We start from the raw sequence: 24,513 nt of genomic DNA on the forward strand, positions 1-24,513 counted from the left end.
GGCTATTTCATGGACAGGCCGCTGGAGAGCAGCTTGGCCGTAATATCAACAATCGGAATGACGCGTTCGTAAGCCATGCGGGTGGGCCCGATCACGCCCAGCGTGCCCACGATCTGGCCATTGGCTTCATAGGGGGCGGTGACCATGCTGCATTCATCCAGCGGCAGGTAGCCGGATTCGCCCCCGATGAAAATCTGGATGCCTTCGGCGCGCTGGCTATTGTCCAGCAGCTGCATCAGCGAGGTACGGCGCTCGAATATCTCGAACAGTTTGCGCAGCGAAGTGACATTGGTCGACAACTCATCTACCTGTAGCAGATTGCGCTCGCCGGAAATCACCACATTGTCGCGATCCTCATCCAGCGCCTTACTGCTCGCATCCAGTGCGGCGGCCATCAGGCGGTTCATGTCCGACTGCATTTGTTTCAGTTCTTCGTGCAGCTTTTTCTGCACATCCTCGAAGGTGCTGCCCGAGTAGTTGGCGTTGAAGAAGTTGCTGGCCTGCGTGAGCTCGGCCGCGCTATATGCCTTGTCGGTGACAATGATGCGGTTCTGCACATTGCCATCGGAGGTGACGATGATGACCAGCAGCCGGGTATCTGAAAGCGGGAGAAACTCTAGGTGCTTGAACGCAATCGATTTGCGGCGAGGGATCATGACCACCCCGGCAAACTGCGTGAGGCTGGAGAGCAGGCCAGCTGCAGATGAAATCAGTTCTTGTGGATCTGGCGACGAAAGCTCGCTTTCCAGTCGCTGAATTTCCTGCGATTGCAGCGGTTTGATGGTGAGCAGCGTATCCACAAAAAAACGATAGCCGCGGTGCGTGGGGATACGGCCAGCTGACGTATGTGGGCTGGCAATAAAGCCCATGTCTTCCAGGTCCGACATGACATTGCGCACAGTGGCGGGGCTGAGATCCAGTCCGGAGCATTTTGAAAGCGTGCGCGACCCCACGGGCTGACCATCGCTGATGTAGTGTTCAACCAACGTTTTAAGCAGAATTTGTGCGCGTTTATCCAGAGTAGTCACTTGTACCGAATGTCTGATGCAGGCGAAGTGCCCATGGCTGAAAATTATCCGGTACAAGCAGGAGGAGCGCAATAAGTATTACGCAGCTCCTGACGGGCTTATTGCGGCTGGGGATGCTCTTTCACCATGTAGCGCGATAAATCCCGCATGAGTTGCAGTGTGGCAGGCTGTTTTTGCTGGGCAATGCGGGCTACCTGTTCAATGGGAATCGGGCGATCATCGGCCGTGGTGATGCGGTTGCCCGCATAGCCATCAATGCTGACTGGCTGGGTGATTTTGACATCCTGGTCGATATAGGTGATCTTGCTCCAGTCCGACACATACGCATAGCTACGCTGTTGTTCGCCAAACAGGTTGTAGCCGATGGCGTAATCCGACACCGGGTTGCTCACGCCCAGCAATGGCATCAGGGTGGGAATGATATCCATGTGGCTGGTCATCCTGTCCGATACCTGCGCGGCCTGGCCCGGTACCCATAACACCAGCGGTGTGCGGATTTGCTGATCCACAAATGTCGAATTGTGGCCCCAGTAGCCATGTTCCATGAATTCCTCCCCATGGTCGCCAACAAGCACCACGATGGTGTTGTCCAGCAGCTGATGCTGTTTCAGGTAATCGAACACCCGCGCAAACTGGCTATCCAGGTGATGCACGGAATTGATGTAACGGTTCTTGATGCCGGGCATGTTCTTTTTCAGGGTGGACTTGTCTAGCGTGGCGTAGTTGATGTCGTTTTCATATGGCCGACGGATGACGCTTTCCGGGGGGAAGTAGTAGCGTGCATGCGGCGTCTCAAAAAACATGAAAGTGAAGAACGGCTTGCCGGGGTCGCGCTTGTCAATGAAGTTCAGCATGTCAGTGACATTGGTGCGGTCATTTTCCCAGCCTGGCTTGCCATTTTTTTGCAGCGAATGCAGCTTGTCAGCGGGTACCTGGCTGAAAATGGTCTTATCAAACTCGGGATACGAAAACATGGCGCTGGTATACAGACTCATCTGGTAGTTCTGTCGATGCAGAACATCAATGATGGCGGCGCCTCGTTGTTCTTTCAGGAAGGGGAACCAGTAGTTGCCGGGAATGCCGGTAAACATGGAAAACACGCCCATGCGCGTGCCGTTACCGCCACTATAGTTGTGGGTAAAACGTGCCGCCTGATTAGCGAACTGCCATGTGACAGGCATGATTTGCGGATTCAGCATATCGGCCCGCCAGGATTCCGACGTCAGCCAGACGATGTTATAGGGCTTGGCTGGTGCAGTGATCTGCAGCGGTGCCATAGGGTAATTGAGTCGACCTTTAACATCCAGCTTAGGTCCACGCTTGATTTCATAGCCTAGCTTGGCGAAGAAATGACGACTGGTTACGTGCTGGAAAAACGGAATGGTATCGGTCAGCGACATGATGGCATTGCGCCCGAATGCATCATTGGCGGCGTAGGTAAAGTGAATGCCAATGGTGGTCAGTAGGAGCGTCAGCAGCGTGTACCCATACATGCGCGTGGGCAGCCATTGATGCTTTAGGGTGCGCAGATAGCACCAGCGCATCAGCCACAACAATCCACCCTGCACTATAAAAAAGCCCGCCGCTATCAAGGCAAAGCCTGCATCGGAAGCGCCGCTCCCGCCGAGGGATAGCAGACCGCCGGGCGTCATCACCAGATTAATGATGAAACCATTGATAAACATGCCATAGAGCGCAAATACTTTGGCGTTGGCAAACAGTAATAATAGGGTAATGCCAGTGGTGAGGATGGCGACTGCGCTGGATGGGAGTGTGCGCGCTGCTTGGTCGGGTTGGCGTCCCCAGTTGCTTAGGCTGAAAGTTAGCCGCACGAGAATAATCGCGGGCAGGAGATAAAGCGCGCCGTAGCAAACGAAGGCAATCGTGATGAAGAACAGCGCCCCCACGCTGGTGCTATAGGCCGTGCCAAACGCGACCGAGTCAACGGATACCAGCAACACCATCAGATAGCTTAATAACAGGAAGTGCGATAGCAGTCTGGACTGGTGGTGTTTGCTGAGACTCATGCGGGGTAACCTGTTCAGTGGTCATTAAGGTGGCGGTTACCATGCAAGGCCTGTGCTTGCCAGGCGATATTTTTCTATCCGCATGAATTAAATTGGATTTTTGTTTGTGACAGAAGGCTGGGCCTGCTTGCAAAAGGGATAAGTTGTGCAAAATTTGGTAATAGCCCTGCTAGGAGTCTGCAATGTTTGCAGGCTTTCAGCGGGGCGGTATTGATCGGCAGGCTGACGAACATCGTACTGGCGCTCTTCTGTGCTTATGTTATCTATGATTAAATGCATGCCATGAAAAATGCATTTCAAACGGTAGCGCTGATCGGGAAATACATGAATCCCGAAATGCGCGAGCAGATACTCGCGTTAGCCCGATTCCTGGCAGATCGGCAGATCGGTATTTTCATTGAGGAAAAAACCGCCGAGCAATCCGAGATCAAGGGTTACACGACGGTGCATATCAACGCTATCGGCGCCTATGCCGACCTTGCCGTGGTGCTGGGTGGTGATGGCACTATGCTCAGCGTGGCGCGTTCGTTGGTGGATTATCAGATTCCGCTGGTGGGCGTTAATCGTGGCCGTTTTGGGTTCTTGACGGATATCACGTCTGAATCCATGTGCGAGGCCATGAGCCAGATTCTGGCAGGCGAGTATCAGACCGAGCAGCGCATTTTGCTGTCGGCTACCGTCATGCGTAATGGCGAACCGGTGCATCAGGGTCGGGCGCTGAATGACGTCGTCATCAATAAAAATGGCATGGCGCGGCTCATTGAGCTGGAGGTGCATATCGATGGCCAATTTGTGCATCGCCAGCGCGCCGATGGCTTGATTCTGGCGACACCCACAGGCACCACCGCATACTCATTATCTGCCGGTGGTCCGATTCTGCATCCGATGCTGGATGCCATTGCGCTGGTGCCGATTTGCCCGCATACCCTGAGCAATCGGCCTATCGCCATCAGCAGCAATAGCAAGGTAGAAATTACCGTGGTGCAGGCGCCCGATGTGCGCATGCACCTGGACGGCCAGATGCAGTTTGAATTGCAGCAGGGCGACAAAATACTGGTGGAGCGTGCAAAAAGAACCGTGACGCTTCTGCACTTGCTAGGCCACAGCCACTACGACATGCTCAGGGAAAAGCTCAACTGGGGTTGATCCCCACCCACAATCGCAGCAGGACACCATGTTACAGACACTCACTATCCGCGACTTCGTCATTGTCGATCAACTCAATCTCGAGTTTGATCGCGGCTTTACCGTATTGACCGGGGAAACCGGTGCGGGTAAATCCATCCTGATTGATGCGCTCTCTTTGGCGCTGGGAGCTAGGGGCGAGGGCGGTGTGACCCGCAGTGGCTGTGATCGTGCCGATATCAGCGCCAGTTTTGACATAGCGGGCCTGCCTGATTTGCAGCAATGGCTGGATGAGCATGAGCTGCCGTCGGATGATCAGCAACTGCTGCTGCGGCGTGTGATTTATGCCGATGGTCGCTCCAAGGCATTTGTTGGTGGCATGCCGGCAACCGTGCAGCAATTGCGCGAGGCGGGGGAATTCCTGGTCGATATATACAGCCAGCATGCGCATCATTCATTACTGAAGACCAGTTATCAGCGCCAGACGCTGGATCTGTACGCGGGGCAATCCGCGTTGGCGGCAGACGTGGCGCAGCACTTTCAAGCCTGGCATGCGCTACATGAACGTCGTCTGGCGGCGGAGCAGCATGCTGTAGCCTATGCGGATGAGCTGGCGGAGTTGCGTGACCAGCTTCGCGAGCTTGGCCAGCTGGCGCCAGTGGCCGATGAGTGGGAACCCCTGCAACAGGAACATGCGCGGCTATCCAATGGTGCTGGCCTTATCGCAGGTGGCGAGGCGTGTCGGCAGATATTGAGCGAGGGTGAGTATTCCGTGATGCCGCAACTCAGTGCATTGCAGCACAAGTTGCAGGAGCTGGTGGAGCTGGATGAGTCACTGAAGGAAGCTGCTGATACGCTGGATTCGGCGATCATTCAGCTGGAAGAAACCGATCGTTCGCTCAATCGCTATTTGCAACGCACAGAGCTGGATCCCGAGCGTCTGGCCGAAGTGGAGTCGCGTATCCAGGCACTGCATGGCACGGCGCGCAAATATCGCGTCAGGCCAGAGGAGTTGACGGATCTAATGGCGCAGTGGCAGCTGCGCATGGCGGAGCTTGAGCTGATGGTCGATGATGGCCAGCTCGCGCAGCAGGAAAAAGCAGCATGGCAGTCTTATTACCTGCTTGCCCAGCGCTTGAGCGAGGAGCGTCACGTGGTGGCTCAACGTCTGTCGGCCTTGATCAGTACCGAAATGCAGCGCCTCTCGTTGTCTGGGGGACGTTTTGAGGTAGCCCTCACTGAGCAGCAAGCCTCGGCGCACGGGTTGGAGCAAGTGGAGTTTCTGGTAGCCGGGCATGCGGGTACGGTGCCAAGGCCATTGAGTAAAGTCGCATCCGGGGGCGAGTTGTCACGCATCAGCCTTGCCATTCGCGTGGTGACTGCGCAGCAAGGCGATATACCGACCATGATCTTTGACGAGGTAGATGTCGGGATTGGCGGCGGTGTAGCAGAAATCGTGGGTCAGTTGCTGAAGCAACTGGGGCAGGAGCGCCAGGTGCTGGTGATTACCCATCTTCCGCAGGTGGCTGCACAAGGGCAACAGCATTTGCGCGTCAGCAAACGTCAGCAGGACGGCCTGACGCTCAGTCGGATTGATCCGTTAAACGCAAGCGAACGTGTGAGTGAGATAGCGCGCATGCTGGGTGGCGTGGATATTACCGATACCACTCTGCAGCATGCGGCCGAGATGCTGGGGAAGCCCTAGCGACTACTTGGGTTGGCAGGGCTGCTTGGTGCAGACGCCGTAGATGTACAGCGAGTGGTCCTGGATGGTAAAGCCGCGTTCGGTAGCAGCCATTTTCTGACGTTTTTCGATTTCCTCATCAAAAAACTCTTCGACACGACCACATTTGATACAGACGATATGGTCGTGGTGACCGCCCTGATTCAATTCGAATACGGCTTTGCCACTTTCAAAGTGATGGCGGATCAGCAAGCCAGCCTGTTCAAATTGTGTCAACACGCGGTAAACGGTGGCCAGGCCCACATCTTCGCCGGTCGACAGTAATATCTTGTAAACATCTTCTGCGGATAAGTGACGCTCTTTGCTGTTTTCAAACAGGCTCAGCACCTTCAGTCTTGGCAGGGTAGCCTTCAGGCCAGCATTCTTTAATTCATCAGGTTCACGCATGATTTCGGTACTCAACTAGTATTTGGGATGTTGGTGTTCTGGTGCAGGGGTGTCATGGTATATTAACGCCATTTCCAGCCAAAGTCATGGTAATGCGCTACACAATTCTCTTACTGACCCTTTTATGTGCCGCCTGCAGTTCGGCACTTCCGTCGTTCAAGCCTTATCGGATGGACATCCAGCAGGGCAATATTGTGACCTCCAAGATGTTGATGCAGTTGAAGCCGGGCATGAGCAAATCGCAAGCGCGATTTGTGATGGGTACTCCACTTCTGCAGGATAGTTTCCATGGCGATCGCTGGGATTACTTCTACCAATACCGCAAGGATGGCAAGATTGTTCAGCAGCGTCGCGTCATTCTGGAGTTTGAGAATGAGCAGCTGAAGCGCGTTCGTGGTGACACAATCGCGGCAGGGGTTGATCCAACGGTGCCCGAGTTGCAGCGCCGCTCGGTTGAGCCAGAGAAGGGCCTGTGGGACCGCCTGAAGTTCTGGAAGTCGGATGAGGCTCCAGCTGCCGCCGCTGCAGCAGCCCCAGCGGTTGCCGAGACGCCTTCCAGCAAGGATGTCCTTGATCCTATGTTGGTCAATCCGCCAGCCTCATCGCCTGCACGTCCATCGGATGTCAGTGATCCGGCTGAGCCTGTAGCCCCGGCTGCAGTGCAGGAAGCACCTGCTGCCGCACCGACACCAGGCAAACCAGCTCCGGCTGCAACGCAGGCTGCACCGGCGAAGAAGGTCTCTCCTGCTACCTCGGGCAGTGTCCAGCCAGTGCCGGCTGTCAAGTCGGCACCTGCCAAAGCTGCCCCGGCCGGGGCAACGCAGGCTGCGCCTGAGGATGATTTGCCGCCTGAAGAAGAGCCTGGCTATTTTGAGCGCATGCTGGAGAAGATTGGTTTCTAAGACGCTTCGCCGCTAGCGTGGCAGCATTAATTTGAAATTTGGGCAGACCTCCGACCGGAGGTCTGTTTTGTTTTGTGAGGATGTCATGAAAAAACTGAATGTGGTGATCGCTGGATGTAGTGGCCGTATGGGATATGCCTTGCTTGAAGGGGTGTTTGCCGATGAGGCCCTGCAATTGCATGCGGCGTTGGACCGGTCAGATAGCCCACAGTTGGGCCGTGATGCCGGTGAGCAGTTCGGCCGTAAAACCGATATTCTGATCAGTCATGATGTTGCAGCCGCGCTGGCGGGTGCCGATGTGCTGGTGGACTTCACACGTCCTGAGCCTAGCCTGAAGTATTTGCAGGCCTGCCGTGAAGCGGGTGTTGCCATGGTCATCGGTACGACCGGATTCACGCCTGAGCAAAAGCAGCAGATTGAAGTGGCATCGGCCGATATTGCCGTGGTTTTTGCTCCCAATATGAGCGTAGGTGTGACCTTGCTGATCAATCTGGTCAAGGAAGCTGCCAAGGTGCTGGCCGAAGGATACGACATCGAAGTGATCGAGGCGCACCATAGGCACAAGGTGGATGCCCCATCTGGAACTGCGTTGCGACTGGGCGAGGCGGCGGCTGAGGCCTTGGGCCGGGATCTGGCGACTTGCGCGGTGTATGGCCGAGAGGGCGTCACTGGTGAGCGAGACCCCGGCACTATCGGCTTTGCTACGGTACGTGGGGGGGATGTAGTAGGTGACCACACTGTATTGTTTGCGGGTATTGGTGAGCGGGTAGAGCTCACTCACAAGGCGAGCAGTCGTGCCACGTTTGCGCTGGGTGCATTGCGTGCGGCCAAGTTTCTGACGGGTCGCTCCAACGGCTTGTTTGATATGCGCGATGTGTTGTCGCTCAAATAGCTAAGCATAAATCAGCGCAGTATTGCGTCATTGCATGCGGTGTTTGCCAACTTTGCGCAACGCCATCGCAAGGATGCCAATAATTGATGCTGAAGTGAAAGGTCGCGTTGAAGAGAGTAGCCTTTTGCGCTATAATCTTGAAACTTTACAGGCGGGATAAGTTCGAACTTGTCCCGCTTTGCACATCCGCTGTTATCTTAGCGTCAACATTGAAAAACAAGGGGTTAGAACGTGCCGCAACACACACCAGCCATGTTGGTTCTTGCTGATGGAACTGTGTTTCGTGGTATTTCGATTGGTGCCCACGGCCATACAGTTGGCGAGGTGGTGTTCAACACTTCCATTACGGGCTATCAGGAAATCCTCACTGATCCTTCCTACACCAAGCAGATCGTTACCCTGACCTATCCGCATATCGGCAATGTCGGTGTCAATACCGAAGATGTCGAGTCCGGCCAGGTATATGCCAGCGGATTGATCATTCGCGATCTTCCTTTGACGGATAGCTGCTGGCGCAGTCAACAAACACTTTCCGATTATCTTGCTGCCAATAACGTGGTGGCGATCGCCGATATTGATACCCGTAAGCTGACCCGCATTCTGCGTGAAAAAGGCGCTCAGGCCGGTTGCATTATTACGGGCGAAGCCGATGAAGCCAAGGCCGTCGAATTGGCACGCGCTTTCCCGGGTCTTGCTGGCATGGACCTGGCCAAAGTGGTCAGCTGCACGCAGGCCTATACCTTTGATGAAGGTGAGTGGGTGCTGGGTTCGGGATATGCCAAGCCTGAGGCCAGCCGTTATCACGTGGTTGCCTTCGATTACGGTGTCAAGCGCAATATCCTGCGCATGCTCACTTCCCGTGGTTGCAAGGTGACCGTATTGCCAGCGCAAGCTTCGGCAGAAGATGCCCTGGCGCTGAATCCTGACGGAATTTTCCTCTCCAATGGTCCTGGTGATCCAGAGCCGTGCGATTATGCCATTGAGGCGATCCGCACTGTGGTGGATCGTGGCGTGCCAACATTCGGTATCTGCCTCGGCCACCAGTTGTTGGCATTGGCTAGCGGTGCTCGTACCTTGAAGATGAAATTTGGCCATCATGGCGCAAACCATCCCGTACAGGATGCTGACGATCAGCGCGTATTCATTACCAGCCAGAATCACGGCTTTGCTGTGGATGCCAGTTCGCTCCCAGCCAATCTGCGGGCCACACATGTATCCCTGTTTGATGGCAGTTTGCAGGGCATTGCCCGTACGGACCAGCCAGCATTCAGTTTCCAGGGCCACCCGGAAGCGAGTCCTGGCCCTGTAGAAATGTCCTACCTGTTTGATCGATTCATCAACATGATGGAAAAGCAAAAAGCAAATTAACCGCCGGGCTGCGCCACTCATGCCAGAAACCGGCGTGTAGTGGTGGGTTTCGGCGCTCACCAGCGGTTTAAAGAACATATGGCAAAACGTACAGACATCAAATCCATCCTCATCATAGGCGCTGGCCCGATCGTGATCGGCCAGGCCTGCGAGTTCGATTACTCCGGCGCCCAGGCTTGCAAAGCCTTGCGTGAAGAGGGGTACCGCGTCATTCTGGTGAACTCGAATCCTGCCACCATCATGACTGACCCGGAAATGGCAGATGCGACTTACATCGAGCCCGTCACCTGGAAAATGGTGGAAAAGATCATTGCCATTGAGCGTCCAGATGCCTTGCTGCCTACCATGGGTGGCCAAACGGCATTGAACTGTGCGCTGGATCTGGCCAAACATGGCGTGCTGGAAAAATACAATGTTGAGCTGATTGGCGCTTCAAAAGAAGCGATCGACAAGGCGGAAGACCGCGAAAAATTCAAGACAGCCATGACTAAGATCGGTCTGGGTTCCGCGCGTTCATCCGTTGCCCATAGCCTGGAAGAAGCATTGCAGGTACAAGCCAGTATTGGCTACCCAGCGATCATTCGCCCATCGTTCACCATGGGCGGCAGCGGCGGTGGTATTGCTTATAACAAAGAAGAATTTCTTGCCATTTGCGAGCGCGGTCTTGAGGCATCGCCTACGAGCGAGCTGCTGATCGAAGAGTCGCTGCTGGGCTGGAAAGAATACGAGATGGAAGTGGTCCGCGACAGCAAGGACAACTGCATCATCATCTGTTCCATTGAAAACTTGGACCCGATGGGCGTGCACACCGGTGACTCCATCACCGTGGCACCGGCACAAACGCTGACTGATAAGGAATATCAGATCATGCGGAATGCCTCGCTGGCCGTATTGCGCGAAATTGGTGTGGATACTGGTGGTTCTAACGTGCAGTTCGCCATCAATCCTGACGACGGTCGCATGATCGTTATTGAGATGAATCCCCGCGTATCGCGCTCTTCTGCATTGGCTTCCAAGGCCACCGGTTTTCCGATTGCCAAAGTGGCAGCAAAGCTGGCCGTTGGCTTCACGCTGGATGAGCTGCGCAATGAAATTACCGGTGGTGCAACACCGGCGTCGTTTGAGCCATCCATCGACTACGTGGTCACCAAGATTCCACGCTTTGCGTTTGAGAAATTCCCTCAGGCCGACTCTCGTCTGACGACCCAAATGAAGTCTGTTGGTGAAGTCATGGCCATTGGCCGTACGTTCCAGGAATCCTTCCAGAAAGCCCTGCGTGGCCTGGAAGTGGGGGTTGATGGCCTGGACGAAAAAACAACGGATACAGACCAGATCAACAAGGAGCTAGGTGAGCCTGGCCCTGAGCGCATCTGGTTTGTGGGTGATGCATTCCGTGTCGGCATGACGGTTGAGCAGGTGCATCAGCTTTCCAAGATTGACAAGTGGTTCCTGGTGCAGATTTACGACCTGATCGCACGTGAAGAGGCGCTCAAGGGCAAGGGGCTGGCCGATCTGGACAAGAACCTGCTGTTCCAGCTCAAGCGCCGCGGCTTCTCTGACCGTCGCCTTGCCAAGTTGCTGGGCACCGATCAGCACGCGGTGCGTGCCTATCGCCAGGCATTGAATGTGCGCCCGGTTTACAAGCGCGTGGATACCTGTGCTGCCGAATTTGCCACCGATACCGCCTACATGTACTCCACCTATGAAGATGAGTGCGAAGCGCAACCGACCACCAACAAGAAAATCATGGTGCTGGGTGGCGGCCCTAACCGTATCGGTCAGGGCATCGAGTTTGATTACTGCTGTGTGCACGCGGCGTTTGCCATGCGTGAAGATGGTTACGAGACCATCATGGTCAACTGTAATCCTGAAACCGTCTCTACTGACTATGACACCTCTGACCGTCTCTATTTCGAGCCGCTGACGCTGGAAGATGTGCTGGAAATCGTGGCACTGGAAAAACCGGTTGGCGTGATCGTGCAATATGGTGGTCAGACACCACTGAAGCTGGCACGTGATCTGGAAAAAGCCGGTGTGCCGATTATTGGTACCAGCCCGGATGCGATTGACCGTGCCGAAGACCGTGAACGCTTCCAGCAAATGTTGCAGGAGCTGGGCCTCAAGCAGCCGCCTAACCGCACTGCACGTACCCCGGAAGAAGCCATTCGCCTGGCGCAGGAAATCGGTTACCCATTGGTCGTGCGCCCATCCTATGTGCTGGGTGGTCGTGCCATGGAAATCGTCCATGAGCAGGCGCAACTTGAGCGCTATATGCGCGAAGCCGTCAAGGTTTCCAATGAATCCCCTGTGTTGCTGGATCGCTTCCTGAACGATGCATTGGAAGTGGACGTGGATGCGCTGTCGGATGGTGAGGATGTCATTATCGGTGGCATCATGGAACACATTGAGCAAGCTGGCGTGCACTCCGGTGACTCAGCCTGTTCATTGCCGCCTTATAGCCTGACTCAGGCCATGCAGGATGAATTACGAGTTCAGACCGTCCAAATGGCCAAGGCGCTTGGTGTCGTTGGCTTGATGAATGTGCAGTTCGCTATTCAAGGCGATGTTGTTTTCGTGCTTGAAGTGAATCCACGTGCTTCACGTACCGTGCCTTTCGTATCGAAGGCTTGTGGTTTGCAACTGGCCAAAGTGGCGGCGCGCTGCATGACCGGTGTGACCCTCAAGCAGCAAGGCGTCACCAAGGAAATCGTGCCGCCGTATTACTCTGTCAAGGAAGCGGTATTCCCCTTCATCAAGTTCCCTGGCGTCGATACCATACTCGGCCCGGAAATGAAGTCGACCGGTGAGGTCATGGGCGTAGGCAAGACCTTTGCCGAGGCGTTTGTGAAATCCCAGTTGGGTTCAGGCACCAAGCTTCCCAAGGCAGGCAAGGCCTTCATCAGCGTGCGTCGTGAAGACCGTGAAAAGGTCATCGAGATTGCACGTTCACTGGCAAACCTCGGCTTTCAGCTGGTGGCGACCAAGGGTTCCGCTGCTGCACTGGCTGAAGCTGGCCTGAAGGTCACTCCGGTCAACAAGGTAGCCGAAGGTCGTCCGCATATTGTCGACATGATCAAGAACGGTGAGATCAGTTTTATTGTCAATGTGACGGAAGACAAGAAAGCCGTGGCAGATTCCTACGAAATACGCCGCAGTGCCTTGCAGCAAAAAGTGACCTATTACACTACCCTGGCCGGTGCCAAGGCAGCTTGTATCGGCATGGCACACATGCAGGAACTCGAAGTTCAGTCCCTGCAAAGCTTGCATCAGCAGCTTACTCAGTCATAATATAGACCTACACAAAACCACGCCTTCGCCTCCAGGCTGAAGGTGTGGTTTTTGTTTTATAGATTGCAATGGTAGAGAAAAGAATATGAATCAAATCCCAATTACAGTAAATGGCGCGGAACTGCTCAAGCAGGAGTTGCAACGCCTTCGCAGCGTTGACCGTCCCAATGTGATTCAGGCAATTGCTGAAGCGCGTGCCCAGGGCGATTTGTCGGAAAATGCCGAGTATGATGCCGCCAAGGAGCGTCAAAGCTTCATTGAAGGCCGTATTGCCGAGATCGAAGCCAAGCTGTCGAATGCCATGGTTATTGATCCCAAGACGCTTAATGCGGAAGGTCGTTGCGTATTTGGCGCTACCGTAGAAGTGGAAGACCTGGATAACGGTGATGTCTCTACCTACCAAATCGTGGGTGACGACGAAGCGGATATCAAGAAAGGCAAGATTTCCATCGGTTCCCCCATTGCCCGTGGCTTGATCGGCAAGACCGCAGGCGATGTTGCTGAAGTGATGGCGCCAGGTGGTTTGCGCTCTTACGAAGTGCTGGATGTTCAGTACATTTAAGGTGCGGGAGCGCTAGATATGGGTGCCTGGTCAGACAAGCTTGCATTACTCGTGGTGACATTGTGGGTAGGTGCACTATGGGCGGTGGGTTATCTGGTAGCCCCCACGCTGTTCAGCACCTTATCTGATCGTCAGCTGGCAGGTAGCCTGGCAGGAAAAATGTTTACGCTGGTCGCCTATATTGGCGTTGGCAGTGCGTTTTACCTGCTGATACACCGCCTGGCGAATTTTGGTACCACCGCGCTGAAACAAGGCTTTTTCTGGGCTGTGGTTGTCATGCTGATTCTGACGCTGTTCGGCCACTTTGGTATCCAGCCGCTGATTGCGCAGCTCAAGGCGCAAGCCATGCCTGCTGATGTGATGCATAGTATTTTTGCCAGCCGTTTCAAGGCCTGGCACGGCGTTGCCAGTATTGCATATCTGATTGAAAGCCTGCTGGGTCTGGTGCTGGTGCTCAAGGCCAGAGAGTAATGTCCGGCCTCGGTCCCAAAACGGCCTGATCAGGCGAAACTGATTTTCGGATTCTCGCCCTGGCGATAAATCACCAGTTGCTTGCCGATGTGGTGAACGGCAGTGGCATTGGTTTTTTCGCAGATTTCTTGCAGCATGCTGACGCGGGCTGCCCGATCATCCCCGAATACCTTGATCTTGATCAGTTCGTGCGCTTTCAAGCTGACTTCGATTTCCTTGAGGACGGTTTCAGTCAGGCCATTGTTGCCTATCATCACAACTGGATTCAGGTTGTGACCCAATGCGCGCAGATGGCTAATTTGTTTGGAGTTCAGTTCAGGCATATCATCTCGTGATGTTGGCGGAATACACGCTCCATCCAGAGGGTATCCCTTTGATTCAAAAAGGCCCGCAGTCTATCACATGCCACCATTCCTACCAAGAAGTACTATTCTTACACCATGAAAAGAACCAGAACCAGCAAGGGCTGGATGCAGGAACATGTCAACGATGAGTTCGTGAAGCGGGCGCAACGTGATGGCTATCGTGCGCGTGCCGCCTACAAGCTCATGGAGATTGATGACAAGGATCAGCTGATCAAGCCAGGCATGACCATTGTTGACCTGGGAGCAACCCCCGGTAGCTGGTCGCAAGTGGCGGTGCAACGACTTAAAGGGCAAGGCCGCATTATTGCTCTGGATTTGCTGGAAATGGCCGCGATCCCCGGTGTGGACTTTATCCAGGGCGATTTCCGTGAAGACGCTGTGCTGCTGCAGTTGGAAGAAAAATTAAATAATCGTCCGATAGACCTTGTAATTGCCGACATGGCCCCAAATATATCCGGTATCAGTTCTGTCGATCAGGCGAATGCTGCTTACCTGACGGAACTAGCACTGGAATTCAGCCTGAAATGGCTGAAACCGGGGGGTAATTTTCTGGTCAAAGTTTTTATCGGCTCGGGTTTTGACGAGATTATTAAAACCATGCGGCTCGGGTTCGATAAGGTGGTGACCCGAAAACCAAAGGCCTCTCGTGATCGTAGCAGTGAAGTCTATTTACTCGGATTGAAGCGCAAAGCCGATTGATTGGCGCCTGCGCAAGCGATCAAAATAGGTTTAGAATGAAGTTTGCTGCCTTTATTTAGTTAAGGATGTGATTTTGAACAACATCGTCAAGAATATTGCAATTTGGGTGATTGTCGCCCTGGTGCTGATGACTGTCTTCAACCAGTTTGGCTCCAAGACCACCGCCGACAGTCAGGTCGTCTACTCGCAATTCATCGACCAGGTTAAACAAGGCCAGATTGCCAAAGTGACTATAGAAGGCCGCGTATTGCGCGGTGTCACCAACGAAGGCCGCAAATTCAATACCTATGCGCCTTCTGACCCATGGCTGGTGTCCGATCTGCTGAAGAATAACGTCACCGTTGAAGCCAAGCCGGACGAAGAGCCATCCTTGCTCATGAATATTTTCGTGTCATGGTTCCCCATGCTGCTGCTGATTGGCGTCTGGGTATTCTTCATGCGCCAGATGCAAGGCGGCGGCAAAGGCGGTGCTTTTTCTTTCGGCAAGAGCAAGGCACGTCAGCTGGATGAAGCCTCCAACCAGACCACATTTGCCGATGTCGCAGGTTGTGATGAAGCCAAGGAAGAAGTTTCCGAGCTGGTCGAATTCCTGCGTGATCCTACCAAGTTCCAGAAACTGGGCGGCCGTATTCCCCGCGGCGTATTGATGGTGGGCCCTCCAGGTACTGGTAAAACCTTGCTAGCCAAGGCCATTGCCGGTGAAGCCAAGGTACCTTTCTTCACTATTTCGGGTTCCGATTTTGTCGAGATGTTCGTTGGTGTGGGCGCAGCCCGTGTACGTGACATGTTTGAGCAAGCCAAGAAAGCCGCGCCTTGCATCATCTTCATTGATGAAATTGATGCCGTAGGTCGCCATCGTGGTGCTGGTACAGGTGGTGGCAACGATGAGCGCGAGCAGACACTTAACCAGATGCTGGTCGAGATGGACGGCTTTGAGCCTAATTCAGGCGTGATTGTGATTGCCGCAACCAACCGTGCCGATGTGCTGGACAAGGCATTGCTGCGCCCAGGCCGTTTTGACCGTCAAGTCATGGTGGGGCTGCCGGATATTCGCGGCCGTGAGCAAATCCTGATGGTGCATATGCGCAAGGTGCCGATTGATGCGGATGTGAAGGCCGATATCATTGCCCGTGGAACCCCTGGTTTCTCCGGTGCGGATCTTGCCAATCTGGTCAATGAAGCGGCCTTGTTTGCCGCGCGCCGCAATAAGCGCACGGTGGATATGCAGGATTTTGAAGATGCCAAGGACAAGATTTTCATGGGTCCCGAGCGCAAGTCCATGGTCATGCGTGAAGAAGAACGCCGCAATACGGCTTACCACGAGTCCGGCCATGCAGTGGTAGCCAAGCTGCTGCCCAAGGCTGATCCGGTGCACAAAGTCACCATCATGCCGCGCGGTTGGGCCTTGGGTCTGACTTGGCAGCTGCCAGAGCATGATCGCATCAGCAACTACAAGGACAAGATGCTGGAAGAAATTTCCATCCTGTTCGGTGGCCGTATTGCTGAAGAAATCTTCATGCATCAGATGTCCACCGGTGCTTCGAACGACTTTGAACGTGCCACCAAGATGGCCCGTGACATGGTAACGCGCTTTGGTATGTCTGATACCCTGGGCACCATGGTGTACGTGGATAATGATCAGGATTCGATGTTTGGCCGCATGTCAGCCAAAACCGTTTCCGAAGCTACACAACAAAAGGTGGATTCTGAAATCCGTCGTATTCTGGATGAGCAATATGCGGTTGCACGCAAGCTGCTGGAAGACAACCGCGACAAGGTGGAAGCCATGACCGCTGCGCTGCTGGAGTGGGAGACCATTGATGCAGAGCAGATCAACGACATCATGGCGGGTAATGCACCACGTCCACCCAAGGTATTGCCTACGGTGAACCGGCACACCGCCAGTGATACTGGCAGCTCTGGCCCAACGGCAACACCTGCACCACAACCTGCGGCCAAGTCCGAATAGTTTCCCTTCACTGTCAAAGCCATATTCTTCGCAAGTAGAATATGGCTTTCTTATTTTTTAGCTTATGAAATTTATCTGCGGTCGTTATCAGCTTGATCTTTCCCGTCCCCATGTCATGGGCATCGTCAATGTCACACCAGATTCCTTTTCGGATGGTGGCAAATTCTCTTCTACTGAGCTCGCGGTGGCGCATGCCATGGAGCTGGTAGAGCAGGGTGCGGACATTCTGGATATAGGCGGTGAATCTACACGCCCCGGGGCAACGCCAGTCTCACTGGAAGATGAGCTCCAGCGGGTATTGCCTGTGATCGAGCAATTGGCAAAGCGCGTGGATGTGCCACTTTCCATTGATACCTATAAACCTGAAGTCATGCGGGCGGCCATCGCTGCTGGGGCCGATATCGTGAATGATGTCAGGGCCTTGCAGGAGCCAAGTGCGCTGGAGATTGTGGCAGCAAGCAATGCAGGTGTTTGCCTGATGCATATGAAAGGCACGCCGCAAACCATGCAGCTGGAACCACAATATGATGATGTGGTGGCCGAGGTTTCCGGTTTCCTGCAAGCTCGCTTGCAGGCTGCTCAGGCAGCCGGGATAGCAGCAGAGCGCATCACGCTGGATCCGGGTTTTGGTTTCGGCAAGCGTACTGTGCATAATATTGCCCTGCTGCAGCAATTACCTGTGTTGATGGCACTGGGGTATCCTTTACTGGTCGGGCTTTCGCGCAAATCTGTCCTGGGTAAAATTACGGGAGAGGATGTCGACTCCCGCCTTTATGCCAGTCTGGCGGCATCCGTGATTGCCACCATGAAAGGGGCTGCCATTGTGCGGGTACATGATGTCAAGGCAACCGCCGAGGCGCTGAAGGTGGTGGCAGCCGTACGCTGATCTGCACGCTGGATCAGTCGTGTCTCAGGTCTGGCTATAAAGTATCCATGCGAGAAGCATGTTTCGCGATGACGTTTTGCATGAGTCAAGTTTTTGAAAGTTTAGGGAATGACAAGAAAATATTTTGGTACCGATGGCATACGTGGACGTGTAGGGGAAGCACCTATCACGCCGGATTTTGTCATGCGATTGGGCTATGCCGCTGGACGGGTACTGACAGGCCTGGATAGTCACCTGGCAAAAGATGCCCACCCCACCGTACTGATCGGTAAAGACACGCGGATTTCAGGTTACATGCTGGAGTCCGCCTTGCAGGCAGGGTTGTCTGCCGCGGGCGTGGATGTGTTGCTGACTGGCCCTATGCCAACGCCAGCCGTGGCGTATCTGACCCGTGCCTTGCGCGCGCAGGCGGGCATTGTGATTTCTGCCTCGCATAATCCATTTGAAGATAATGGCATCAAGTTTTTCTCCGCTGAGGGCACCAAGTTGCCGGATGATATTGAGCTGGCGATTGAAGCTGCGCTGGATCAGCCATTACAGGTGATGCCCTCGGCAAGCCTGGGCAAAGCCAAGCGCATCACGGATGCAGCTGGCCGCTATATTGAATTCTGCAAGAGCACATTTCCTTCCGCGCTGGATTTGCGTGGTCTGCGCATTGTGCTTGATTGTGCCAATGGCGCTACCTATCACGTAGCCCCGCCGGTATTTCATGAACTGGGCGCCGAGATTGTGACCATCGGTTATCAGCCAGATGGCCTTAATATCAACCTCGACTGTGGTTCTACCCACCCGCAAGCCCTGTGCCGCGCTGTGATTGAACACAAGGCGGATCTGGGCATTGCGTTTGATGGCGATGGTGACCGTGTGGTGATGGTGGATAGCCAAGGCCGCCTGCTGGATGGTGACCAGTTGCTCTATATCATTGCCATGCAGCGCAAGCAGCGCGGTCGCCTTGCCGGTGGCGTGGTCGGTACACTGATGACCAATCTGGCCCTCGAGCATGCGCTGGCAAAGGCCGATATTCCGTTCCTGCGAGCCAAGGTCGGTGATCGATATGTACTGGAGTTGCTCAATGAGCAGGATTGGGAGCTGGGCGGTGAGAACTCCGGCCATATCCTCTGCCTGGATAAACACAGCAGCGGCGACGGCATTATTGCCGCCTTGCAGGTGCTGCATGCCATGCGCACCGCCGAGTGCAGCCTGGATACACTCGGTGCAGGCCTCACCCTGTATCCGCAGGTGTTGATCAACGTCAAGGTCGCTGGCAAAGTCGATTTGGCGGCACAGCCTGCCATTCAGCAAGCGGTGGCAGATGCAGAGCAGCAATTGCAGGGGCGTGGCCGTGTGCTGTTGCGCCCATCGGGCACCGAGCCCAAAATCCGCGTGATGGTAGAAGGCGAAGATGGTGCTCTGGTGCAGCAACTGGCTGAGAATATTGCCGCTGTTGTGCAAACCCAGTTGGCCTGATTAGCGTTGATTTAATTACCGACATGCAGTCATCTGCATGTCGGTTTGTTTCCGGCGCTGGCTTCTGCCAGCGCCATGTGCTTTCCGATTATTCTCTGGTGATGATCAACGCATTTACCGTCATCATCCCGTCATACTTGCATGACATGCTAGCCCACGTAAAACCAAGTTAAACCATCATTAACCTCGGTGAAGTGGAGGTCAACATGCAAAGAATGAATCTGGTCATCAACCGTTTTAACGAAATAGATAGTCGCTTGTGCGTGCGTGCCAATCGCACCTCACGCTTTATTGGCGTGCGGGTATTCTTCCGCCTGGTCAGTCGGCTGGGTGATGGTGTTTTCTGGTACACCGTCATGCTGGGCATTATATTGAGCCACGGCACGGCCGGGCTTTTGCCAGCCCTGCACATGGCACTGGCCGGCTTGACCGGCACCTGCGTCTACAAATGGCTCAAGGGCAAGACCCTGCGTCCGCGGCCATATGAAGTGCATCAGGATATCTGGCTGACCGGCAAGCCGCTGGATCGCTTCAGCTTTCCATCCGGGCATACCTTGCATGCCGTGGCGTTCTGCACCGTCGGCCTGTTCTACTACCCGGCGCTGCTGCCCTTGCTGCTGCCGTTCACACTGATGGTCGCACTTTCACGTGTGGTGCTGGGCTTGCACTATCCCAGCGATGTCTTGGCTGGGGCCGCCATAGGCGCCATGATCGCGATGATCTCTATCGCCATTGTTTAGCTGAGCAAGGTGTACGGAATTAAAAAGCGGCGGCTTGTGCGCCGCTTTTTTTATGGTCGAGCATGCTTTTCGCCAGCAGCGCCTGGGCTCGCCATGCCCTTGGTGAGGCGCCAAACTTCAGCTTGAATGCCCGGCTGAATTGCGATAAATCATTGAAACCCCATTTCATGGCGATGTCCGATACTGCCACGCCCATCAAGGCGGGATTGCTTAAATCCTGCTGGGTTTTCTCCAGTCGCCGCGTCCATACATAACGCATCAGCGAGCTCTGTTCTGCTGCCAGCAATTCATTGATGTAGCGCGACGATAAGCCGGTAGCCGCAGCCAACATGGAAGTATCCAGCTGCGGGGGGGGAGCAGTTTTTCCACCTGGCTTTTGATGCTGAAAAGCGAGAGCGAGCGGCTACGCGACAGCTGACTGGCGGGCGGGCGTATCTGTTGCAATGCCAGCGTAAAAAGCTCGAGTGCATTTTCCGATAGCGCATCAAATGTGGTCTGGCTCATGGCTTGCGCCTCTGCCGAGCTGCTGCGTATGAATTCCGCCGCCACTGCACCTATGCCGACATGTCCGGGAATGGTGCGGGCGGTGCAATGCTCAGCCCCTGCCAGCCGCTGCTCCAGCAGAACGCGTGGTATCGATACCAGAAGCTTGGAGAACGGGCCAGGGCAGGTGATGCTGTGCGGGCGCGTGGCATCGTAGATTGTCATGTCCCCGGGCCGCAGGAACACCTCGCGCCCCGCTTGTTCGAGCAGGTATTCCCCAGACAATAGCACTACGCCGAGATAGGCATCATGGTTGGATTGCAAGGGCTTTTGCGGTAATCGGCTGAGCTTGATGCCATTGGAGCGTACTGAGGACAGCCGCAGTTTGTTCCAGGCATAAATATCCATTTCATTCAGCAGCGGGGCTTGTCGTGGCGGGGTGATGTCGACATGGGCATACTCGCGGCACCATGGCATGTGCGTTGGGCCATGGTGGTGGGCGCATTTACCAACTCCAGCCTGTTTTTGTTGATGGCGATTTTTCCGGTGCTGGATAATCCCAATCAACCGCCACCGATGATATTCACCGCTTATCTGCTCGCCAGTGTATTGACCACCAGTTACGGCTTTGGCAAAGCGGCCGTGCTGGTGTTGCGCTCTACCTTCAAATAATAGCCAGGTCCGAGGGTGTAGCGATACTGGCTGGGCTAATCTCCGGCCAGTTTGCTGAAATAACTGATGGGCGCGGGGTGCAGATGCTCCAGATGCTGCCGGCAGGCGGCGCGCCAGGCATTCAGCTGCGCTGCATCTAGGTGGCGCAGCTCGGCCTCCCAATGCGGCTGTATGCCCTGCAGCACGATATGGATATCCTGAATCGCCGTTTGGGTCTTGGCGATGTAATACACAAAATGCTTGAACACGCGTCTATCCAGCAGGCGCATGCTGCGATAGATCATGCCTGGCAGTCGTGAAAAGCGCAGCAATCGGTCGGCCTTGCCCAGACGGCGCAAGGCTTTCTCGGTATGCTGTGGCTCACAGCCGAAGCTAGGGGAAATAAAGGCGGCCAGCGTGTTCGCGTGGCGATCAAGCAGTTTGCCCGGGGTATGTGCCATCAAGGGCGCCAGGTGGGCGTCCATCGCCCATTCCGAGGCAATATGGGTCACCATGCTGTTTTCCATCCACATGGCTTCATGCGCAGGCACAAAGTGGTTGTGTGCGATGACATCCACATACAAATGGCTGGCATAGCCTATGGCCATCGCGGTTTCTTCATCAGTGCGGGCGCGACTCAGCAGCAGGTAGGCGTGACGCCATTGGTGGGTTTCGCGGAAGGTGGGGGAAACCAGCGACAGATCCGGCAGGCATGCACCTGCCATCACCAGCTCGGGAAAACGTTGTATGGCGAGGCGCAGACGCGGGTCAAGCAATGGCATGGCCCAGACGAGTGAGTGGGCAAAATACAGGTGGGTGACCAGTCCCCAGGCATTGGCATCCTGTGATTGCAAAACCAGGGGCAAAAGCCAGAAGACCTTACCAAGATTTGCGTGCCTTTTCATGCTGCCTAATGTCGCTTCAGGGCATGATGGCCTTGTGACAGTTATATGATTTTATTGTGACACGGCTTTGCGTGCGTGCGGGTTTGTTATACTGCCGCGCTGATGTCTGTTACGCATCATTAATGATTGCACGTTAAGGAAAGCACATGGAAAGTCCATACAAGGGAAAAACCGGATTACGCCGCCTGATCAATGCATTCGGCTACTCCATGGCCGGGCTGAAGGCCGCCTATACCAATGAAGATGCCTTCCGCCAGGAAGTGTTGATGACCATAGTCCTCGTGCCATTGGCCTTGTATCTGGGCGATGGCGGCGTTGCCAAGGCCGCCATGATCGCCAGTGTGTTGTTGGTGGTGATTGTCGAGCTGCTAAATTCTTCCATCGAAGCCACGGTGGATCGCATTTCCCTTGAAAACCACATGCTTGCCAAGCGCGCCAAGGATATCGGCAGTGCGGCGGTACTCATCAGCCTGATCAATCTGGCCGTGGTCTGGCTGCTGATTCTGCTGGGTTAAACGCTTGATATCTCCCCAGCTGACCTGGCTTGCCCTAATGCCACAGCTGGGGGCTCAATAGGCGCAAGCCTACACTGAGCCAGCGATCCTCATTGCCCTGGTCCATCCTGTTGCCATACGTTGTGTCTATCTGCACACGCTCTCGCACTAGCCAATAGCGCAGGCCCACCTGGTAAAAAGGGCGTTCGCGGTCATCGCCAAACACTTCCGCGATGGCCTGCAGTCGTTCGTTCAACCGCGTTTCTGACCCCAGTCCCCAGGTCAGCTTGTTCTGGTGCTCGGCTTTTTCATGCAACCAACCCAGATTCACATGCAGTATCAGCGCATCATTTGCCAGTGAGAAGCTGGCAGGCATATACGCATAGGCATCGCCCAGCATGCTGGATTTCTCATCCACGCTGGGATGCCTTGCATGCCCCACCACCAGCCCGATGCCGTAATTGTTGGTTGTGAGCGGGCGGAACAGGGTTTTGGCTTGCAGAATGACATCCGTGGTATTGGAGTCGCCATCTGCGCGGGTCAGGGCGCCGCCATAGGTCAGCTCCAGGTTCTCGCCGACATTGCAGCCTGGCAGCGCCCAGTATTCGTCGCTGTTGGCATTATGTTTGGTCCAGGTTTCCAACTGACAGCTGCGCGGGTCCACGACGCGCGCATCGTCGGTGATCATGGGGCGGGCAGCGTGGGCGGCTAGCGGTAACACCAGCAGCACTGCTAGCAAGGGGCGGAGTCGTTTCATGTTGGAATTCCCTGATAAGCGGCTGCATTATAAACATGCAATATGACGTCTGCATTGCAATTCACATAAGCGTCATAAATCCTCTGTATCTTGCCAACAAAGCGTTATATGCGTGTTGCGAGAGGCAGATGTGAAGATTTTATTTATTTCCGATGTGTATTTTCCCCGCATCAATGGGGTGTCGACGTCCATCCGGACCTTTGTCGGGCAATTGCAGGAGCTGGGCCATGAGGTGCATCTGATTGCGCCAGATTATGGCGTGCAAACCGAAGATGAACATTGGATACGGCGCATTCCTGCGCGTACCATTTATTTTGATCCGGAAGATCGCCTGATGAAATATGGCGCCGCGCTGGACAAGCTGATGGAGCTGCGCGCCGAGAATTACGACCTCATTCACATTCACACGCCGTTTGTTGCCCATTACCTGGGACTCAAGCTGGGGCGTTTGCTGGATGTGCCTTGTGTGGAAACCTACCACACCTTTTTTGAGGATTATCTGCATCATTATTTACCGTGGATACCCAAGGCCATGGCAAAAGGGCTGGCACGCATGGTGTCGCGGCAGCAGTGCAATGCCGTGCAGGCCATTGTGGCGCCATCGCGGCCCATGCTAGATGTCTTGCGCCAATATGGCATCAACAGCACGGCAGAGGTCATCCCCACCGGCTTGCAACCCCACAGCTTTGCCGATGCCGATGGCGACGCATTCCGAAGCAAATACAGCATTGCCCCAAATCGCCCGGTCGCCCTGTTTGTCGGGCGCGTAGCATTTGAGAAAAACATCGCTTTTCTGGTCCGCATGGTGACACATCTGCGCAAACATCAACCGGATGCCCTGCTGGTCATTGCCGGAGAGGGCCCCGCTGAGAGCAGTCTGCATGCCATGAGCAAGCAACTGGGCCTGCAGGACAATATCCAGTTCATCGGCTATCTGGATCGCGAGAAAGAACTCAATGCCTGCTATCGGGCGGCGGATGTCTTTGTCTTCTCATCAAAAACTGAAACCCAGGGCCTGGTGCTGCTGGAAGCCATGGCACAAGGTACGCCGGTGGTTGCATTGGCGGAGCTGGGTACCAAATCCATCCTGATCGAGGGCGAGGGTGCCTTGATTGCGCCAGAAGATGAACAGGTGTTTGCCGAAAAAGTAAGTAGCCTGTTCAGTGATGAGGCTAAGCGCAAACGTCTGGGCGAGTCCGCGCGGCAATATGCGGCCAAACGCTGGACCTCGCGCACGCAGGCCGAACGCATGCTGCAATTTTACGAGCAGCTGATTTCGGCCTGAGACTGGCTGCTTGCCTAT

Annotated in this window: 24 protein-coding genes; 16 read left to right on the top strand and 8 right to left on the bottom strand. The window is 54.7% G+C overall.

Going from position 1 to position 24,513, the window contains the following annotated elements:
• Positions 1 to 2 precede the first annotated feature (2 nt).
• Positions 3 to 1,019, bottom strand: coding sequence for a heat-inducible transcriptional repressor HrcA (gene hrcA / locus LG204_RS08150; protein WP_230337868.1), 1,017 nt, complete (start codon positions 1,017 to 1,019; stop codon positions 3 to 5).
• 107 nt (positions 1,020 to 1,126) lie between these two features.
• The gene (locus LG204_RS08155) at positions 1,127 to 3,055 is read right to left on the bottom strand and encodes a sulfatase-like hydrolase/transferase (RefSeq protein ID WP_230336804.1); all 1,929 of its coding nucleotides are present in this window, start codon (positions 3,053 to 3,055) and stop codon (positions 1,127 to 1,129) included.
• 282 nt (positions 3,056 to 3,337) lie between these two features.
• Here LG204_RS08155 and LG204_RS08160 point away from each other — a divergent pair, with 282 nt between their 5' ends.
• Complete coding sequence (locus tag LG204_RS08160) at positions 3,338 to 4,201, top strand: NAD kinase (protein ID WP_230336805.1); 864 nt, start codon at positions 3,338 to 3,340, stop codon at positions 4,199 to 4,201.
• 28 nt (positions 4,202 to 4,229) lie between these two features.
• Positions 4,230 to 5,885 carry a DNA repair protein RecN gene (recN, locus tag LG204_RS08165; RefSeq protein WP_230336806.1) on the top strand — a complete coding sequence of 552 codons (1,656 nt, stop codon included), beginning with the start codon at positions 4,230 to 4,232 and terminating at the stop codon, positions 5,883 to 5,885.
• Between the two features lie 3 nt (positions 5,886 to 5,888).
• Here recN and fur read toward each other — a convergent pair whose 3' ends face one another.
• On the bottom strand, positions 5,889 to 6,311 hold the full coding sequence (gene fur / locus LG204_RS08170) for a ferric iron uptake transcriptional regulator (protein ID WP_230336807.1): 423 nt from the start codon (positions 6,309 to 6,311) through the stop codon (positions 5,889 to 5,891).
• Between the two features lie 170 nt (positions 6,312 to 6,481).
• Here fur and LG204_RS08175 point away from each other — a divergent pair, with 170 nt between their 5' ends.
• The 6 genes from LG204_RS08175 to LG204_RS08200 all read left to right on the top strand — a co-directional run bounded on the left by LG204_RS08175 (position 6,482) and on the right by LG204_RS08200 (position 13,794).
• Positions 6,482 to 7,213 (top strand): outer membrane protein assembly factor BamE, encoded by a 732-nt coding sequence (locus tag LG204_RS08175; RefSeq protein WP_230336808.1) that lies wholly within the window; start codon positions 6,482 to 6,484, stop codon positions 7,211 to 7,213.
• Positions 7,214 to 7,298: 85 nt separating this feature from the next.
• A complete protein-coding gene (gene dapB / locus LG204_RS08180) occupies positions 7,299 to 8,105 on the top strand; it encodes a 4-hydroxy-tetrahydrodipicolinate reductase (RefSeq protein WP_230336809.1) in 807 nt (268 codons plus the stop codon).
• Between the two features lie 231 nt (positions 8,106 to 8,336).
• On the top strand, positions 8,337 to 9,473 hold the full coding sequence (gene carA / locus LG204_RS08185; RefSeq protein ID WP_230336810.1) for a glutamine-hydrolyzing carbamoyl-phosphate synthase small subunit: 1,137 nt from the start codon (positions 8,337 to 8,339) through the stop codon (positions 9,471 to 9,473).
• 78 nt (positions 9,474 to 9,551) lie between these two features.
• Positions 9,552 to 12,761, top strand: coding sequence for a carbamoyl-phosphate synthase large subunit (carB, locus tag LG204_RS08190; protein ID WP_230336811.1), 3,210 nt, complete (start codon positions 9,552 to 9,554; stop codon positions 12,759 to 12,761).
• A gap of 85 nt (positions 12,762 to 12,846) precedes the next feature.
• Entirely contained in the window at positions 12,847 to 13,323 is a 477-nt protein-coding gene (gene greA / locus LG204_RS08195; RefSeq protein WP_013442662.1) for a transcription elongation factor GreA, read from the top strand.
• Between the two features lie 18 nt (positions 13,324 to 13,341).
• Positions 13,342 to 13,794, top strand: coding sequence for a DUF4149 domain-containing protein (locus LG204_RS08200; RefSeq protein ID WP_230336812.1), 453 nt, complete (start codon positions 13,342 to 13,344; stop codon positions 13,792 to 13,794).
• Positions 13,795 to 13,823: 29 nt separating this feature from the next.
• Here LG204_RS08200 and yhbY read toward each other — a convergent pair whose 3' ends face one another.
• Entirely contained in the window at positions 13,824 to 14,117 is a 294-nt protein-coding gene (gene yhbY / locus LG204_RS08205) for a ribosome assembly RNA-binding protein YhbY (protein WP_230336813.1), read from the bottom strand.
• A 117-nt stretch (positions 14,118 to 14,234) separates the two neighbouring features.
• On the opposite strand from yhbY, the gene LG204_RS08210 reads away from it, so the two are divergent.
• The 5 genes from LG204_RS08210 to LG204_RS08230 all read left to right on the top strand — a co-directional run bounded on the left by LG204_RS08210 (position 14,235) and on the right by LG204_RS08230 (position 19,920).
• Positions 14,235 to 14,858, top strand: a complete 624-nt coding sequence (locus LG204_RS08210) for an RlmE family RNA methyltransferase (RefSeq protein ID WP_230336814.1) — start codon at positions 14,235 to 14,237, stop codon at positions 14,856 to 14,858.
• 73 nt (positions 14,859 to 14,931) lie between these two features.
• Positions 14,932 to 16,827: an ATP-dependent zinc metalloprotease FtsH gene (gene ftsH, locus LG204_RS08215; protein WP_230336815.1), complete on the top strand. Its 1,896-nt coding sequence runs from the start codon at positions 14,932 to 14,934 to the stop codon at positions 16,825 to 16,827.
• Positions 16,828 to 16,891: 64 nt separating this feature from the next.
• Positions 16,892 to 17,713, top strand: coding sequence for a dihydropteroate synthase (folP, locus tag LG204_RS08220; protein ID WP_230336816.1), 822 nt, complete (start codon positions 16,892 to 16,894; stop codon positions 17,711 to 17,713).
• Positions 17,714 to 17,821: 108 nt separating this feature from the next.
• Positions 17,822 to 19,180, top strand: a complete 1,359-nt coding sequence (gene glmM / locus LG204_RS08225; protein ID WP_230336817.1) for a phosphoglucosamine mutase — start codon at positions 17,822 to 17,824, stop codon at positions 19,178 to 19,180.
• Between the two features lie 206 nt (positions 19,181 to 19,386).
• Positions 19,387 to 19,920 (top strand): phosphatase PAP2 family protein, encoded by a 534-nt coding sequence (locus LG204_RS08230; protein WP_230336818.1) that lies wholly within the window; start codon positions 19,387 to 19,389, stop codon positions 19,918 to 19,920.
• A 19-nt stretch (positions 19,921 to 19,939) separates the two neighbouring features.
• Here the strand turns inward: LG204_RS08230 and LG204_RS08235 are convergent, their stop codons facing one another.
• On the bottom strand, positions 19,940 to 20,251 hold the full coding sequence (locus LG204_RS08235; RefSeq protein WP_230336819.1) for a helix-turn-helix domain-containing protein: 312 nt from the start codon (positions 20,249 to 20,251) through the stop codon (positions 19,940 to 19,942).
• Positions 20,179 to 20,880: a cupin domain-containing protein gene (locus tag LG204_RS08240; protein ID WP_230336820.1), complete on the bottom strand. Its 702-nt coding sequence runs from the start codon at positions 20,878 to 20,880 to the stop codon at positions 20,179 to 20,181. The genes LG204_RS08235 and LG204_RS08240 overlap by 73 nt, the downstream gene beginning before the upstream one ends.
• Here LG204_RS08240 and LG204_RS08245 point away from each other — a divergent pair.
• Positions 20,854 to 21,075: a hypothetical protein gene (locus tag LG204_RS08245; RefSeq protein ID WP_230336821.1), complete on the top strand. Its 222-nt coding sequence runs from the start codon at positions 20,854 to 20,856 to the stop codon at positions 21,073 to 21,075. The two genes, LG204_RS08240 and LG204_RS08245, sit on opposite strands and share 27 nt — an antisense overlap.
• A 35-nt stretch (positions 21,076 to 21,110) precedes the next feature.
• Here the strand turns inward: LG204_RS08245 and LG204_RS08250 are convergent, their stop codons facing one another.
• Positions 21,111 to 21,959 (bottom strand): zinc dependent phospholipase C family protein, encoded by an 849-nt coding sequence (locus tag LG204_RS08250; RefSeq protein WP_230336822.1) that lies wholly within the window; start codon positions 21,957 to 21,959, stop codon positions 21,111 to 21,113.
• Between the two features lie 146 nt (positions 21,960 to 22,105).
• Between LG204_RS08250 and LG204_RS08255 the strand changes: the two genes are divergently transcribed.
• Entirely contained in the window at positions 22,106 to 22,474 is a 369-nt protein-coding gene (locus tag LG204_RS08255; RefSeq protein ID WP_230336823.1) for a diacylglycerol kinase, read from the top strand.
• A gap of 34 nt (positions 22,475 to 22,508) precedes the next feature.
• On the opposite strand, the gene LG204_RS08260 is transcribed toward LG204_RS08255, so the two are convergent.
• Entirely contained in the window at positions 22,509 to 23,210 is a 702-nt protein-coding gene (locus tag LG204_RS08260; protein WP_230336824.1) for a hypothetical protein, read from the bottom strand.
• 130 nt (positions 23,211 to 23,340) lie between these two features.
• On the opposite strand from LG204_RS08260, the gene LG204_RS08265 reads away from it, so the two are divergent.
• Complete coding sequence (locus LG204_RS08265) at positions 23,341 to 24,495, top strand: glycosyltransferase (protein WP_230336825.1); 1,155 nt, start codon at positions 23,341 to 23,343, stop codon at positions 24,493 to 24,495.
• Positions 24,496 to 24,513: the final 18 nt, after the last annotated feature.

This window comes from Methylovorus menthalis (assembly GCF_020523625.1).
Classification (GTDB): Bacteria; Pseudomonadota; Gammaproteobacteria; order Burkholderiales; family Methylophilaceae; genus Methylovorus; species Methylovorus menthalis.